This is a genomic window from Nostoc sp. WHI, assembly GCF_015714725.1.
In the GTDB taxonomy this organism is placed as follows: Bacteria; Cyanobacteriota; Cyanobacteriia; order Cyanobacteriales; family Nostocaceae; genus Nostoc.
This window is the reverse complement of sequence record NZ_WBKM01000340.1, coordinates 1-12,483: the sequence shown is the minus strand read 5'-3', so window position 1 is coordinate 12,483 and position 12,483 is coordinate 1. Positions and strand designations below refer to the sequence as shown.

13 protein-coding genes are annotated in these 12,483 nt (G+C 42.9%); 6 read left to right on the top strand and 7 right to left on the bottom strand.

Annotation, left to right across the window (positions count from 1 at the left end; all coding sequences use genetic code 11):
- Positions 1–118 precede the first annotated feature (118 nt).
- Positions 119–286 (bottom strand): hypothetical protein, encoded by a 168-nt coding sequence (locus F8S12_RS34710; RefSeq protein WP_196520796.1) that lies wholly within the window; start codon positions 284–286, stop codon positions 119–121.
- On the opposite strand from F8S12_RS34710, the gene F8S12_RS34705 reads away from it, so the two are divergent.
- The 3 genes from F8S12_RS34705 to F8S12_RS34695 all read left to right on the top strand — a co-directional run bounded on the left by F8S12_RS34705 (position 279) and on the right by F8S12_RS34695 (position 1,912).
- On the top strand, positions 279–449 hold the full coding sequence (locus tag F8S12_RS34705) for a hypothetical protein (protein WP_196520795.1): 171 nt from the start codon (positions 279–281) through the stop codon (positions 447–449). The two genes, F8S12_RS34710 and F8S12_RS34705, sit on opposite strands and share 8 nt — an antisense overlap.
- A gap of 167 nt (positions 450–616) precedes the next feature.
- Positions 617–1,240, top strand: coding sequence for a Uma2 family endonuclease (locus F8S12_RS34700; protein WP_196520794.1), 624 nt, complete (start codon positions 617–619; stop codon positions 1,238–1,240).
- 51 nt (positions 1,241–1,291) lie between these two features.
- Positions 1,292–1,912 carry a Uma2 family endonuclease gene (locus tag F8S12_RS34695; protein WP_196520793.1) on the top strand — a complete coding sequence of 207 codons (621 nt, stop codon included), beginning with the start codon at positions 1,292–1,294 and terminating at the stop codon, positions 1,910–1,912.
- On the opposite strand, the gene F8S12_RS34690 is transcribed toward F8S12_RS34695, so the two are convergent.
- Positions 1,846–2,193, bottom strand: coding sequence for a hypothetical protein (locus F8S12_RS34690; RefSeq protein ID WP_230968482.1), 348 nt, complete (start codon positions 2,191–2,193; stop codon positions 1,846–1,848). The two genes, F8S12_RS34695 and F8S12_RS34690, sit on opposite strands and share 67 nt — an antisense overlap.
- A 186-nt stretch (positions 2,194–2,379) precedes the next feature.
- Between F8S12_RS34690 and F8S12_RS34685 the strand changes: the two genes are divergently transcribed.
- Entirely contained in the window at positions 2,380–2,520 is a 141-nt protein-coding gene (locus F8S12_RS34685; RefSeq protein ID WP_196520792.1) for a hypothetical protein, read from the top strand.
- A gap of 122 nt (positions 2,521–2,642) precedes the next feature.
- Here F8S12_RS34685 and hetF read toward each other — a convergent pair whose 3' ends face one another.
- Complete coding sequence (gene hetF, locus F8S12_RS34680) at positions 2,643–5,195, bottom strand: cell division protein HetF (RefSeq protein WP_196520791.1); 2,553 nt, start codon at positions 5,193–5,195, stop codon at positions 2,643–2,645.
- Positions 5,196–6,827: 1,632 nt separating this feature from the next.
- Between hetF and F8S12_RS34675 the strand changes: the two genes are divergently transcribed.
- Together F8S12_RS34675 and rdgB are read left to right on the top strand one after the other, a co-directional pair.
- On the top strand, positions 6,828–8,264 hold the full coding sequence (locus tag F8S12_RS34675) for a phosphoglucomutase/phosphomannomutase family protein (RefSeq protein WP_196520790.1): 1,437 nt from the start codon (positions 6,828–6,830) through the stop codon (positions 8,262–8,264).
- A gap of 86 nt (positions 8,265–8,350) precedes the next feature.
- Complete coding sequence (rdgB, locus tag F8S12_RS34670; RefSeq protein WP_196520789.1) at positions 8,351–8,932, top strand: RdgB/HAM1 family non-canonical purine NTP pyrophosphatase; 582 nt, start codon at positions 8,351–8,353, stop codon at positions 8,930–8,932.
- A gap of 99 nt (positions 8,933–9,031) precedes the next feature.
- Here rdgB and F8S12_RS34665 read toward each other — a convergent pair whose 3' ends face one another.
- The 4 genes from F8S12_RS34665 to F8S12_RS34650 all read right to left on the bottom strand — a co-directional run bounded on the left by F8S12_RS34665 (position 9,032) and on the right by F8S12_RS34650 (position 12,178).
- Positions 9,032–9,370, bottom strand: coding sequence for a P-II family nitrogen regulator (locus F8S12_RS34665; protein ID WP_196520788.1), 339 nt, complete (start codon positions 9,368–9,370; stop codon positions 9,032–9,034).
- A 362-nt stretch (positions 9,371–9,732) separates the two neighbouring features.
- Positions 9,733–10,341, bottom strand: coding sequence for a hypothetical protein (locus tag F8S12_RS34660; protein WP_196520787.1), 609 nt, complete (start codon positions 10,339–10,341; stop codon positions 9,733–9,735).
- 226 nt (positions 10,342–10,567) lie between these two features.
- The gene (gene thiD, locus F8S12_RS34655; protein ID WP_196520786.1) at positions 10,568–11,389 is read right to left on the bottom strand and encodes a bifunctional hydroxymethylpyrimidine kinase/phosphomethylpyrimidine kinase; all 822 of its coding nucleotides are present in this window, start codon (positions 11,387–11,389) and stop codon (positions 10,568–10,570) included.
- A 183-nt stretch (positions 11,390–11,572) separates the two neighbouring features.
- Entirely contained in the window at positions 11,573–12,178 is a 606-nt protein-coding gene (locus tag F8S12_RS34650) for a PEP-CTERM sorting domain-containing protein (RefSeq protein ID WP_196520785.1), read from the bottom strand.
- Between the last annotated feature and the right edge of the window lie 305 nt (positions 12,179–12,483).

The following is a 12,483-nucleotide window of genomic DNA, read 5'->3' as shown; positions in this document are numbered from 1 at the left end:
TTACTCTAATTTAAACTTAGATTACTTGCATCTTAAGAAGGAGATTGATGTTTGTATTTGAAGATTTAAACTTGATTTAAACTTAAATTAAACAAACAATAATAATTATCGTAATATGTCAGGACTTACGCAAAACTACACGCTGTAGGGGCAATTCATGAATTGCCCCTACCTGAAAATCAAGGTTTCGGCTATTGTTTGCGTAAGTCCTGTTATCTAACGGCTGCACAACTACCACCACTTCTACAGATGTATCTTTATAATTAGTGGGTGTCTGAATGTGCAATATCCCATCTGTGCCAATATGCGATCGCCCTACAGCCCTTCTCCTAAAGGAGACGCTACGCGAACGGGCATCCTACGGCAGGCGTTGGCGCAGCGATCGCAATTTCTTTGTTTCCATTTTTATTCCTCGTTCCTGGGCTGCCGTCTGGGAATGCATTCATTGAGTCTCTGGCTCAATGTCTAACTGAAGGCGGAGCCTCTAATCAGCCATTCCCACGCAGAGCATGGGAACGAGAGAATCGCGCTTTTTTCGACTTGTGTGTACACCGTAGCTGTGTCGGGGAGAGGTTTGGAGAGGGGTCAAATTTGACATAAAGTAAGGGGGCAAAGTATGATTCAAGCCTTAACCAAACAAGTAACATTTGACGAATTTATCGCCTGGTATCCCGAATCTTCAGACAGGCATTATGAACTACATGATGGGGTAATTGTTGAAATGCCCAAGCCAACAGGGAAGCACTCGGAGATAGCTGGGTTTATTAATGGTTCTTTGTTTATTGAAATCACTCGGTTGTCTATCCCTTGCTTTATCCCTAAAGAATGCGTCATCAAGTCAGTTAACACTGATTCAGGTTATGAACCAGATGTCATTGTTCTTGATAGACAAGCTATTAGGGATGAACCTCGTTGGAAAAAAGAATCTATCATTACGCGGGGTAGTTCCGTCAAGTTGGTTGTAGAAGTTGTTTCAACCAACTGGAGTGATGATTATGCTTTGAAGCTAGAAGATTACGAGTCTTTGGGCATTCCTGAATATTGGATTGTAGACTATCTAGGTTTAGGTGGTAGGCGGTTTATTGGCAATCCTAAACAACCAACTATCTCGATTTATCAATTAATTGAAGGTGAGTATCAAGTTAGGCAATTTAGGGGAAATGACCGCATTCAGTCGCCAGCATTCCCAGAGTTGAATTTAACTGCTGAACAGATTTTTAGGGCTGGAGAAGTCGCGTAATTTAGGTGGTTAAGGTTTAAATTTTTATCTGACTTTAAAGCAAGAGGAAGTATGACTCAAACCTTACGCAAACTAGTAACATTTGATGAATTTATCGCTTGTTATCCAGAAAACTCACAACGACGCTATGAACTGCATGATGGAGTAATTGTTGAAATGGCTCCCCCCACAGGTGAACATGAACAGATTGTTGGATTTTTAGTTGGGGAAATAGTTACAGAATACAAACGTTTAAAACTACCTTATTTCATTCCCAAAACAGCTTTCATTAAACCGAACCAGAGCGAAGCAGCTTACTCACCAGATGTACTGTTGTTGAATAACTCTAATTTAGTAAATGAACCTCTGTGGAAAAAAGAATCTACTGTAAGCCAAGCTGCATCAATTCCTTTGGTAATTGAAGTGGTAAGTACCAACTGGCGCGACGACTATTTTACTAAAGCAGGTAAATATGAAGAGGTTGGAATACCTGAATACTGGATTGTAGACTATCTAGGTTTAGGTGGTAGGTGGTTTATTGGTAATCCTAAACAACCAACTATCTCGATTTATCAATTAATTGAAGGTGAGTATCAAGTTAGGCAATTTAGGGAAAATGACTGCATTCAGTCGCTAGCGTTCCCAGAGTTGAATTTAACTGCTGAACAGATTTTTCGGGCTGGAGAAGTGTAAAAAACGGCTAAAGACTCGTCCGCGAGTATCAAAGGCTCGTCCATGAGTATCAAAGACTCGTCCGCGAGTATCAAAGGCTCATCAACGAGTATAAAAGGCTCGTCCACGAGTATCAAAGACTCGTCCACGAGTATCAAAGGCTCATCGACGAGTATCAAAGACTCGTCCACGAGTATCAAAGGCTCATCGACGAGTATCAAAGACTCGTCCACGAGTATCAAAGGCTCATCGACGAGTATCAAAGGCTCGTCCGCGAGTATCAAAGATTGGATCTCTTGCATAAGTAGGCTCCCGGATTTCAGAAGCGTATAAAAAATTACGAGAATCCCAGTTTAAAAAAGATGAGATTATTACACCAGCAAAACCCTATCTCGAACCTAGTTTTCAGGAATGTATTATGGATGAAGGAAAAGCAGAGGGTAGAGATTTAGGCGGTGCAAAGTAGTTATTTGCATATTTCTACTTGCATGAAACATAAAAAATATGTTCCTTATGCTTGGCAAGAAGAAGACGAAATAATTGTCAAATTAACGATACTGCCAGAAGCGATCGCCCATCTGCAAAAACTCACCTCCCTGAATTTAAGTTACAACTTTATTTTCTCTTAGCCCACGGAGGTGGGCTTTGTTTGTGTAGCCGCGAATTCCATTCGCCAAGGCTACAAACCGACTGTATTACATGGAATTGAGAACTGCTATTTAATCAACCGCGATCGCACCACCACAACATATTACTGCTCTTCACCTTTTTCCTGAAGGAGCGATCGCCAATCTACAATTGCTTGTTCCGTCCACAGCCAATTTCTAGCTAATTCATCTACCTGGAAATTTACTGGATCAGACTTGATTACCATTTGTCGCAACTTTATCGCTTCATTAAGATATTGTGTCTGCTTGATACTAGGTTGACTAAGTGCAGATTTATATAACCCAATAGCTAAACCAGCATAGGAAGTTAAAGCATCCTGAAGCATTGCTGTCTTTGGGGATATTGCGGCGGTAGAGTTTGTATTTTGCTGTTTGAGAGCTAAATTCAAAGCCTTGAACCAAGAGTCATTGGCTCGATTTAGATTGCCTTCTGTGTAATAAGCAAATCCCAAAGCGTTATTATACAAAAGTGATTCTGGTTGAGCTTTGGCAGCAGTTTCCCAGTAACGACGGGCATCATCGACGCTATAATTATTGTCGCCAGTCTGGATAGATTGCCAAGCTAATCGTCCCTTGTAAAAGTTGACAGATGGATTGTCAGCTTGCTTATTTGAAATCAGTTTCAGGGCAGTTCCAGCCGCAGTAAGTGCGCCACGATTGAGTAATTCTTCTACAGCTAACAACCCAGCTTGTAAATCGCCCTGGCTTAATTTTTCAGTAGCGATCGCGGTGACAATTCCAGTTGCAGCTATTTCTAAGTCGATGTTCGGCTGCTTTTGAGTGAATAGAGACTGGGTAGGAATTGGTGGTATATTGGGCATTGCTTGGCGTCGATTTGACCACCACCAATTTAAAGCGATCGCAGCTGTAATCGCACTGATTCCCACAATGCCAACAATCGGCCACAACTTGCGCCGCCGGGTACGATTTCTGGATGGCGATGGAGGTGGTTGCGATGCCTGCGGCGGGCTATGCCTACGCGAAAAATTAGAATTTTCCCAATTTTCTTCAAAGTTACCAGGAGTTTGAGGTGCTGGTACTGGGGCTTCTCCCCACAAATCTGCTTCCTCTTGCGGGGAAGTCATTTCTTCTGCAACCTGCCTTTGGTTAAGACTCTTTTCGTGAATTTGTTGCTCTAACTCAGTCGAGGCTTTTTGATTATCCAGCCGACGAAACAAATCCGAAACTATAGCAGAATCTTCTGCATAGCTTGGGTCATCATACTCAATTTCATCAACGAGATCGCCCCAAGTATCTTCACCTAGCCAGTCTAACCCAGAAGAATCACGCGTTAAACCAGAAGGAATCATATCCTCAATTCCTAAAGGCATTTCTTCGGTATCATCTGCGATCGCGTAGCCTGTCGTAGACATCGCAGAGTACATCGTGGAAGTTGCCCCTGAAGGCTGATTATACTGGTTTAACAACTCCGTGCTTTTGGATAAACCAGTTCCTTGGCTCAGAAAACCGTCAAATTCTGGCTGGAGATATAAAATTGGTAATGCCCAGTACATCTGGTGAGAACCATAGGCAGAAATTAATCCTTGGCGCACCCGGCTAACGCACAAATCTATTGGATATCCTTGACTCAAGTTGCGGTAAAACAACTGTGTGAGGGTTAACGCCACTTCATCAGGAATGCGTTCTGACATCGCTAAAACGCTTCTGATCCCGCGTTTCACCAGACTTTCTGCAAGATTACGTTCGCCAGTATCTCCAGAGGGATCGGACGCAGCTGTGTATGCCCCCAAGCAGGAGTTAAACACTGCCATTTGGATGTTATTGTTAACAAGCAAACCTGCTAGATCGTCCCCAGTCAAGATTTCTGTTAAGCCAGTTCTGCGACTAGCAAGATAAATTTCTCCACCATTGGAACCTAAATTACTATGACCAGAGTAGTGTAGGACGTGGTATCTACCTTGCTCTAAAGCTTGCGTCAGTTCTTCCCGTCCTGGTTGGTCTAGTACAGTGAGTTCAATTTCTGGGAGATGATTGCTACTTTCAGCAAGTCGTGATATGGGACGATGAAGTTCAGCTTGCAGTTTGAGCGCTTCCTGTTTCAGTAAGTCAAGGCGGACTTGATCTGAGGGGGAAGCAATCACCATCAATACTTTTACACCACCTTCTTCTAGCGGTGTTGGCATATTTCGCGATCGCAAATGAGAAGCCCCCAAAATTCCACTTTGGAAGCGGGAAAAAGTGATATAAGACCCAGTAGCCAAAGGGCGATCGCCTGCGTGCATCACTTCCCAAGGCAGACGAGCTAATCTCGTGTCTTTTAGCCCTAAGCGCAAGCGTAGTACTTGTTGGTGGTTCTGGGCAATACCTTGGGCGGTAATCCAACTATCTCTAAGAGTGCCTTGAAATAGAGCGTTATAAAATTGTTGACCCAACGCCACTAAGTTAACAGAGTTTCTGGCAATGTCGCTTTCGCGCCCACCTGAGGCGATTGTATCCCCCTGCAACACCGACTTCAACGGGTCATTCATCAAATGCCCAGCAGCCATCAACCACTCAGTTACAGGCCAAGTCACCAATTCTTCTGCCAATGGCACCCCAGGCGCGACTTGTTCCGTCCGCACCAAGTAGTCATTTTGCCCTACTGGGGTTACGGAGATGTGAAATTCCTGGGTCACAGCTTCTCCTGTTTGCCTCCTAAATTCGGTTTGAAACGCGAAAGTTTCAAGTCGATTTTTCGCTCCCTCTGATAACTTAGATGCTTCCCACCCCTGAATGTTTCTGATTCGGTGTCGTTTTGCTTTTTCTGCCTTTACAACTTTATCCGGATCAGATTACTTGGATCTAGAACACTTTATTGGTAGATGCACCTTGATCTTCAACTCCCCTAGTTGGCTAACACCCACTAGGGGTTTTTTTAATTTTGGCAAACAACACCAACTTTTAACGCAGATATTATCTACCAAAAAATAGTGCTTAACCCTAGAATACTTGATTGTTAGATGAATGCGCCTTGATCTTTAACTCCTCTATTCACTAGAGTTTTTTTTGGCACACAATAACAATCAACCTTCTAGTAAATTTATCCGGAGCATGGTAGTCCAAGCTAGAACACTTAATTGGTAGATGCACCCTGATAACTAGCTCCCCTGGTTGGCTAACGCCCACCGGGGGGTTTTTTATGAAGGATATAAGCAGCAAATTATCCTTGATACATCAATTTTTGAAGGCAGCGCACTGGTTATTTAATTGGCAGGTGTGTTCTGATAACTAACTCCTCTGTCCGTGGCTAACACTCGGTGGGAGTTTTTTCTGGTGAGCAAATAGAAACAATTTCAACCTCTGCTAATTTATCCTGTAGCTACCCATTAACTTTAGAAAAGATTATTGGTAGATGCACCCTGATAACTAACTCCCCTGGCTGGCTAACACCCACTGGGGGTTTTTTAGTTGGGATCACTATCAACCCTGATTTAGTTCATTTTCTCCGGAAGATACTGGTTGCCCCTAGAAAAGATTAGTGGTAGATGCACCCTGATAACTAACTCCCCTAGTAGGCTAACACCAACTGGGGTTTTTTATTTAAAAAAATAACTGAACCTTTTTACAAATTTATCCGGAGTATGGTGTTCAACTTGAGAATATTTAATTGGTAGATGCACCCTGATAACTAACTCCCCTAGTAGGCTAACACCCACTGGGGGTTTTTTTAGGCGTAGATAGCGGCTTATCGTTAGATGCCTATATTGTTTACTGCTGGTAGACCTTGAGTATCTTCCTGTTGCCAGGATAAAGCAAAACCTGCTCACTCAATCCCTAAATCGCTTTCCTTTGATTGTGAGCTAGATGTGCCACTCCAAAATGATTGCTATGATATTTAATCACATTCTTAATTTTTTTTCTAGATTTTAATGTTGAAGCGTTTGTAACTCTACATGCATAAATTCCCTGACCAAGAGGCAGGGGAGCAGGGAGCAGGGAGCAGGGAGCAGGGGGGAAAGATACGCTCATTTCCCCTGCACTCATGGTTTCAGATCAAATAAATTTATGTCCAAAAGCAAAAATATTTATTTTGAGATGCGTAGCACGTTCGCCTTTGGCGTCTCGTAGAGAGAAATAATGCGTCCAAGTTTTCAGAGCCAATAAATTTATGGGGTTTCCCCCCTGCCTCCTGCAAGAACTGCTCCTTTTCCTCTTCGATAACTTTTGTGTTTAAACAGTCTATTATTACTAGTACATATTTTTACTAGATTCTTTTTTTACACTGTATAAATGCTACAATCCTTAAAGTAAAAAGTTAGGATACCTAGATGCCAGTTGTAGCTAACTCAATCAAATTCGGTACAGACGGCTGGCGGGGCGTTATTGGTGAAGAGTTCACCTTTGAACGTCTAGCCCTGGTTGCACCAGTCGCTGCAAAAGTATTATATGATACATATTTTTCTACTGTGGGTAGCCGGACAATAATTGTCGGTTACGATCGCAGATTCATGGCGGAAGACTTTGCTCGTGCTGTTGCCGATACTGTCACTGCTATAGGATTTGATGTGTTGTTGAGCGAAACCTATGCTCCAACTCCAGCTTATAGTTGGGCAGCAAAACAGCTTAATGCTTTGGGGGCACTGGTAATTACGGCAAGTCATAATCCTGGTATATATTTAGGTTTAAAAGTCAAGGGTTCTTTTGGTGGATCAGTGCCGCCAGAAGTCACAAAAGAGATAGAAGCGCAGTTGTCAGTTGGAGTGCCATTAGCAGCTACCCCAGGCAAGCAAGAGAAATTCGATCCTTGGCCTAGTTATACCCAAGCGCTAGAAGGTAAAGTTGATATTGCCAAACTTCGGCAAGCGATCGCATCTGGTAAATTGACATTATTTGCCGATGTGATGCATGGCGCTGCTGCTGGCGGATTAGCGAAACTATTAGGCAATCAGGTCAAAGAAATCAACTCAGAACGTGACCCCCTATTTGGTGGCGGTGCGCCGGAACCCTTACCTAAATACCTTTCAAAGCTATTTGAAGTCATCAAAACTCACCGAGACACAGATAAATCAGGTTTAACGGTGGGGTTGGTATTTGATGGGGATTGCGATCGCATTGCAGCAGTGGATGGAGAAGCCAACTTTCTAAGTTCTCAAGTATTAATCCCGATATTAATCGACCATTTAACCCTGCGGCGCGGTTTTAGTGGTGAAATAGTCAAAACTGTCAGTGGTTCCGACTTAATGCCCCTTGTGGCAGCACTACATAACCTGCCAGTCTTTGAGACAGCAGTTGGTTATAAATACATCGCTGACAGAATGTTAGTAGCAGAAGTGTTGCTAGGCGGTGAAGAGTCGGGAGGAATTGGCTATGGCAGCCATATTCCCGAACGCGATGCACTGCTGTCAGCATTATACGTCCTAGAAGCGATCGTAGAATCTGGTTTGGATTTAGGTGAATATTATCGCCAGTTGCAGAAACAAACAGGGTTTACCTCAGCTTATGATCGCATTGATTTACCCTTAGCAAGTATGGAAGTGCGATCGCGTCTTTTGCAACAACTGCAAACCCAACCCTTAACAGAAATTGCCTCTTTAGCAGTGATTGATTGCCAAACAATTGACGGCTACAAGTATCGCCTAGCTGATAAAAGCTGGTTAATGATTCGGTTTAGCGGTACTGAGCCAGTTTTACGCCTCTACTGCGAAGCCCCAACAATTGAGCAAGTGCATCAAACTCTTGCTTGGGCGAAACAGTGGGCGGAGTAAAATTAGTGAGGAGTTGAGAGTGATGAGTTAGGAATTAATAACTCCTAACTCATCACTCCTAACTCCTAACTGATAATTCGTAATTCATGACATTACTTGTTGTAGCTACAGGAAATCCAGGTAAGTTGCGGGAAATGCAAGCTTACCTAACAAATTCTGGTTGGGAATTAACCCTCAAACCGGAAGAATTGGAAATTGAAGAGACGGGCGAAACCTTTGCCGCCAACGCTTGTCTAAAAGCGTCACAAATTGCTAAAGCTACAGGAAACTGGGCAATTGCTGATGATTCTGGTTTAGAAGTAGATGCCCTAAATGGCGCACCAGGTGTTTATTCTGCACGTTACGCCAAAACCGACTCAGAACGCATTGCTAGGCTATTGAGGGAATTAGACAACGAGGTAAATCGGCAAGCTCAATTTGTTTGTGCAGTAGCGATCGCTCGTCCTGATGGTGCGATCGTATTACAATCTGAAGGTATTTGTCGCGGCGAAATTCTCCATACACCTCGTGGTGATGGTGGTTTCGGCTACGACCCAATTTTTTATGTCCAAGAGTTGCAATTGACCTTTGCTGAGATGACACGCGAGTTGAAGGGGTCAATTAGCCATCGAGGCAAAGCTTTTACAGCTTTACTTCCGCAACTGGAGAGAGTTAGGAATTGGGAGTAGAGACGCGATTAATCGCGTCTCTACAGGAGTTAGGAGTTATGCTAAATCTTCATTCATTATTCCTAACTCATAACTTTTAACTCTTAACTCATAACTTTTTTAAACTGCTTCTGTGTTCTTTTCCCCTGTACGAATCCGAATCACCTGCTCAACAGGCGAGATGAAAATTTTACCATCGCCGATTTCACCAGTGCGGGCAGCAGCAATAATTTTGTCCACCACCATATCAACTTGATCGTCGTCAACTACGATTTCCACTTTGAGTTTTTGTAGAAACTCAACAGTATACTCAGAACCGCGATACCGTTCAGTTTGACCTTTCTGCCGTCCGAACCCCCTGACTTCAGAAACAGTCATGCCGACAATACCAGCGTTAACCAAGGCAATTTTCACCTCATCTAGTTTAAATGGGCGGATAATAGCTTCTACTTTTTTCATTTTATTGACTCCTGACTTCTACTAGCTTCGTTTATATATCTAACCAGATCCGATGTCTGAAGCTGTAACTAGCAGTGCTTTTCCTAAAATATATGTAATAATTGCCACTTTTTTAAAAAAATAATGTAGATGCTTTGCCTGAGGGCTTGCGACATGAGAAGCAGCAAGAATTTATTAATTGGATAATCTTTGAGGTTGTAATATGAAGAAGTTACCGTAAATTAGTAATTTATGTAGCTTTAATAACCTAAAAATGAATAAATTACGCTATTTAGGAGATCAGCTTAGATATTTAGAAAGTAATTCCAGAGAAATTGCTCGTTAGCTCGAAAGCGTGCTGCTGCTGACTGTGGGAGTGTCAACTAACGTTTTTGATTTTCAAACAAGGGACGTACAACGAAATATCCAGCACTAAAGGCAGTAAGCATAATTAACAAGATGGTGATAATTAACCACCAGCCATTGAGTCCCTTGACATCTGGCTCAGTAGTGGAATAATAGCTTACTTGTTGCTCTTCTATAAAAACTTGTTGTGGTATCGGGAAATTTATTTCCATTACAGGTGTAGAAAAGTCTTGGCGACGGCTTTTTTCAGGTGGGGCTTTGGGGACAACGGGTGGACGCGAATGAAAAACCTGCTGATGTGGATGTGCTTCAGTTACTCGCTGTTTAGCGGCACTTTTCACGTCGCCAGAAGCTTGGGTAGCTCGGTGATAACTAGGGGTAGCATTGGAATCCACAAACTTTTGCAAGTGTGAAAAAGACTCAACAACTTTGGTAATTTCTTGGCGTAGTAACTGATTTTCTTGTGCTAGTTGCTGATTTGTGGTATTTAGGGCATGTAACCTCGCCTGTGTTGCTTGCAACTCTGCTGACAATTCCCGGTATACAGATAGTGGTACAGAGGGAGGGTAGGCTTGAGTAGTCGGTGTTGGCGAATTCCTGTGAACAGAACCTGTGGTTGCTCGCATCGGGGACTTGGTATTAAAAATCAAAGTGATTAGATCGTACAGAGATAGTCATCCCTGAAACTATGCCCAAGAATAATAGAAAAATGCCGAAAGAGCAAAGATTTTTTATTAAGGATTGGATACTGGGCAAAAACAGTTCCGAGTTCCGAGTTCTGAGTAAAGAAGTGAGATTCCCAACTCGTTACTCAGCACTCATTACTCAGCACTCAGCACTCATTACTCAGCACTATTTCAGTAACAATGGGAAGAAGTGTCCCACAGGGCCTTGCCCTTCGCCAATATCTAGGGCGTAAGTGAGTGCAGTAGTAACATACTCCTTTGCTTGTTGCACTGACTGCCATAAATCCTTTCCCGTAGCCAGATTAGCAGCGATCGCAGCCGATAGTGTACAACCAGTACCGTGGGTATTTTTTGTCTCTACTTGCTGGCAAGTCAAAACTTCCAACTTGTCCCCGTCAAACCAGATATCAACGCCACGCAAATTCCCCCGCATACCTCCGCCTTTGACTAAAACAGCCTTCGTCCGTAAATTCTTGTGAATAATTTCAGCAGCAGCTTGCATATCCTCCAAGGAATTAATTTGTAAACCGCTCAAAATCTGGGCTTCGTAACGATTGGGTGTGATAAGAACCGCCTTGGGAATCAAGACATGGCACAGAGTCTTTACAGCATCATCATCAATCAATTGTGCCCCTGTACGTGACACCATTACTGGATCAACTACTAGATTATTGATTTGTAAAGCTTCCACCTGCTGGGCAACAGCAAAAATAATTTCCTGATTGAGCAACATTCCCGTTTTGGCAGCTTGTACGCCAATATCCTCAACAACTGCCTGAATTTGAGCCACAACAGCCTCTATTGGCATGGCATCAACTCTTATCACTCCTAGAGTATTTTGTGCCGTGACGCAGGTTATAGCGCTAGTACCGTGGACACAGTGAAAAGCAAAGGTGCGTAAATCAGCTTGAATTCCTGCACCGCCACCACTATCTGAACCAGCAATGGTTAAAGCAACAGGTATCCTGGAGTTTATTTCAGCGTTCATATAGCGGGTTCAACTCAGTGGGATATTATAGTAACAGCAGTGGGTGAAGTAATTTTTAATATCATTTGATGCAATTGTATCCAGTGGATAGCGATCGCATGATAGTAATTGGATTAGCACGAAAAAAATAACTCCTTCAAGAGAGTAAATGAAGGAGGAATTATCAGTTTTTATTGATGGTTTTTAGGAAACTTTTTCGAGCTTATTCTCGATGAACTTGGATAGCTTCTTACGTTTCAGTGCAGAACCAGCGCCGAGAGTGCCGAGGGCAAGCAAGCTCAGGATAGAGGTGGGTTCAGGTACGGTGATTATGGTTGCAGAAAAACTAATTGGTAACTCACTATCTTCCAGTCCCAAATTTTCAAAACCTGGTATGAATGGTGGTGCTGAAAAAACCTCTAAATAACCCGGTGTCGGCAAAAAACTAGCGAAAAACGGGCTAGAATAGTTTCCCTCTGAGGTGGAATACCCAAAACCGTCACCCGTTAACTGCTGAATATTTAGACTGATTAAATTGTCAACATTAAAAGGTTCGTTTCCCGGTATTGGAGTATCGGTAGCTTGCAAACCAGTAATTGTTTCACCATTTCGTGTACCAGTAATTTCAGAAATTAGGTAAAAACCCAAGTCGTTAGGGGTATCATTAGTGGTGAAAGTACCGCTTGCCGCTATGCCAGTACCAGAATAATTCCAGTTCCAACCTAAAGCAAAGGCGGCTTGCATTGTCCCAAAAACCATTCCAGATGTGGCGGCGAGGGCTGTGGCAGATAATACAACTAAATTTTTCATGGCAGGTAGTTAGTGTGATTACTTTCAGCACGCGAGAGGCGAACGCGGATCTTATAGCAGGACTTACGCACTGAAAACTTGAAAGCTTGATCCCCCGGAGCAAGCCTTAAAAAGGGGGTCTCTATGCGTAAGTTCTATATAGGTTGAGTTAAGCTACGGCACAACCCAAAACCAATGGTAGTTTAACACCAAAGATACCTGTCCCTATAGATCAATGAGTAGTAAGGATTTTAGCCCTGTTTTCCGGGCTGAACATATTGCAGCATGGCAAAAATAACTATGCAGTCAGCGAAGAGGAAAAGGGG